This window comes from Williamsia sp., assembly GCF_016462415.1.
Taxonomy (GTDB): domain Bacteria; phylum Actinomycetota; class Actinomycetes; order Mycobacteriales; family Mycobacteriaceae; genus Williamsia_A.
On the sequence record NZ_JAEMTF010000117.1, the window covers coordinates 1 to 2,738 of the forward strand.

General features: G+C 65.4%; 1 protein-coding gene and 1 pseudogene. Both read right to left on the bottom strand.

Annotated features, from left to right (window positions below):
• Nucleotides 1–1,592, bottom strand: a pseudogene (locus tag JHC79_RS20200) (hypothetical protein); the annotation flags it as partial.
• A gap of 104 nt (nucleotides 1,593–1,696) precedes the next feature.
• Nucleotides 1,697–2,545 carry a hypothetical protein gene (locus JHC79_RS20205; protein ID WP_296394182.1) on the bottom strand — a complete coding sequence of 283 codons (849 nt, stop codon included), beginning with the start codon at nucleotides 2,543–2,545 and terminating at the stop codon, nucleotides 1,697–1,699.
• Nucleotides 2,546–2,738 lie beyond the last annotated feature (193 nt).

The following is a 2,738-nucleotide window of genomic DNA, read 5'->3' on the forward strand; positions in this document are numbered from 1 at the left end:
CCTTCTCCGGTGGTGTACCAGAGGCCGTCCATGGCGGCTCGGATCGGTAGGGAATTCGAGCGCCGTTCGTCGTCGGAGGCGAGTGCGAATGTTGCGCCGGCGAGGGCGGCCCAGCGTCCGGCGATGGCGGGGAAGGGGTCGAGGCCGGTGACCGGTGCGGGTGTGGCAGGTGTGGGTTCGAGCACGGCGATGGTCTGCGACAGGAACAGGTCGTGCAGCCACCCGGGTGTGGGTGCGGACATGCGGTGGAGGTCGTCGGCGTAGGCGCCGGGTGGCAGGGTGCGTTCTGGTCGCTGGCCGGGGTCGGTGAAGTGTGCTGCGGTAGGCGTGAATTCGGCGTCCCACCAGATTCCGGTGTCGCGACGGAACATCAGCTGCCGGAGGCGTCGGAGTTGGGTTCTGATCTGTTCGGCGGTGGTGTCGTCGGGTGGGTTTTTCCACCGCAGTAGTTCTGCGCCGCCGGCGAGTGAGACGCGGACTTCGTTGTCGCCGAGGATCTTCTGGATGGTGGCGATGTGGTTGTTGATCGCGATGGTGGGGCCGTCGTCGCCGGTGAGGCCGAGGGGTGCGAGCAGGTCCCAGGATCCGAGGTAGTCGATGGCGTCGTCGATCTCCGCGGGTCCTCGCTCGGGTGGGCGGGTGTCGAGGTGCTCGATCCACTCAGCCCCGGTTTTGGGCTTGACGGTTTTCGTGTTCTTGACCGAGAGGAAGGGATACCAGTAGTCGAACCACTTCTGCTTCGCGCCCTGGATCTCCCGCACGTCGGCGTACATGGTGTAGATGATCGAGTAGGCCCCGTGTGCCGGAGTGCGGAACAGTGCAACGCCCTCGAGTACGGCTTCGGTGGAGGCGGCGGGGCTGTGGGCCCAGATGGCGTCGTCGTGCCAGGCGCAGAAGGTGAGGGCGTCGAGGTCGGTCGGTTCGTCGAGCAGGTCGGAACGAATCCAGTCCGGTGCGCCGATGAACAGGTCCTCCACGCTGCCCTGGCGCGGGTACTTCTCATCTCGCCCGGAGATCACCGCGCGGCCATCGTCGAACCAGGCAATGGTGAAGTGATGGTCGAGATGGTCAACGGTGACACGCCGGTGATCGGAGCCGGTGGTGATCCGCGGGTAGATCGCGCCCACGGCGTGGGCCACCGCGCACCACAGCGTTACGAATTGCGCTCTGATTTGCGGCGGATTCGCAAATTCACTGATCTCGAATGTGGTGGCTGTGCCGGGGCGTGGGCGGATGTCAATGCTGGCGTTGCGGGTGAGGATGTCGGTCCACCAGGCAGGCGGACTGTTACGGGGGTACCGGCGAGATTCGGCAACGATGTCGGCGGTGGTGATCTCGGCCCACTGCGGTGGGGGTGCGGACTCGAACGTCTCTGTCCGGACGGAGAAGTCGCGGATGGTGCGGCCGGTGATCGTGGCGAGCAGGAATGTTCCGGCATCGGGGTCGTAGTGGGCGGCGCGGATGTCGTCGATGAGGTCGGTGCAGTCAGGCGGTGGGGATGCAGTGTCATATTTTTTCCGGACCACCTCGCGATCACCGCAGTGCGCAGAGACGATGCTCGCCACCCGATCGCCCACGGCAATGAAACGCATCTCGAACTCGGTGGTCTGCGACGCACCGGCCAGACACCGCTCGATCACTCTCTGCCACACATGCCTGTGCGTCGGAGTGACCACCGTCGATTCGGCTTCCGCCATCAGAACAACTCCACCATTTTTGCGCGAGCCGCATATGGGTCACGCTCGCTGGTCGCGACGAAGTCGCGGACGGCCGCGGAATCGGGAGCCAGTCCGGAAGATGTTGCAACCTGCTCGATGACGGACGCCGCCGCTTCGGTGCTGCGCACCCACGGCAGGGGCAAGTGACTGGCGTCAGTGAACTCAGCATCGGCCGACGCAGCCCACGCGGTGCCGTCGAACCACCAGCAGATGGTCAGTGCGCCGTGATCGATGGCAGGGTGCAGGTCGAGTGACCCGATCCAGTCGGGGAGCCCGTCGACGACGCTGGTCGGATCGGTGGTCTCCACTGGCGAGTGCACGCCGGACAGCACCGCACGTCCCTCGCTCAGTGGGGTCAGTCGTAGGTGGTAACCCTCCACGCTCGAACACCATAACCCGTCCATGTCGGTACGGATAGGAAGCTTGTCGGCGGATCGTTCGGTGTCGCTTGCCATTCCGAAGATGGCTCCGGCGATGGCTGCCCATCGTCCTGCGACCACGGCAAAGGCGTCGAGTCCGGTGACCGACGTGGATGCTTCACCACCGCCGTGCGCCCCCTCGGTGATGGTGAGGCTCTGTGCGGTCCACAGACGGTATAACCAGGCCGGTGGCTCAACCCAGCTTTCAGCGATGTCGTCGGCGTATGCCGACAGGGGGAGCATGACCGGTGGGCGCTCGTCGGTGGCAGTGAACTCGGCTGTTTCGTTGGTGAACTCGGCGTACCACCACGAGCCCCGGCCACGCCGGAACATTTGCGCGCGAAGCCGCGTGATGAGTTCGTTGACTGCGTTGTCGGTTGCCGCACCCGGAGCTGCGGACCAGTTCAAGGACCGATACGCACCTGCCGCCGCGACTCGGACGCCGTTGTTTCCCAGAGCCACCTGAAGTTGTCGTATGAGATCTTCGGTGATCCGTTCGGGTCCGTCGCCGGCACCGAGGTCGGCGCTGCGCAACAGTTCCCACCCGGCGTGCAGGTCGACGGCGGCGTCGATCTCACTCGGGTGACGGTGCGGGCGATGG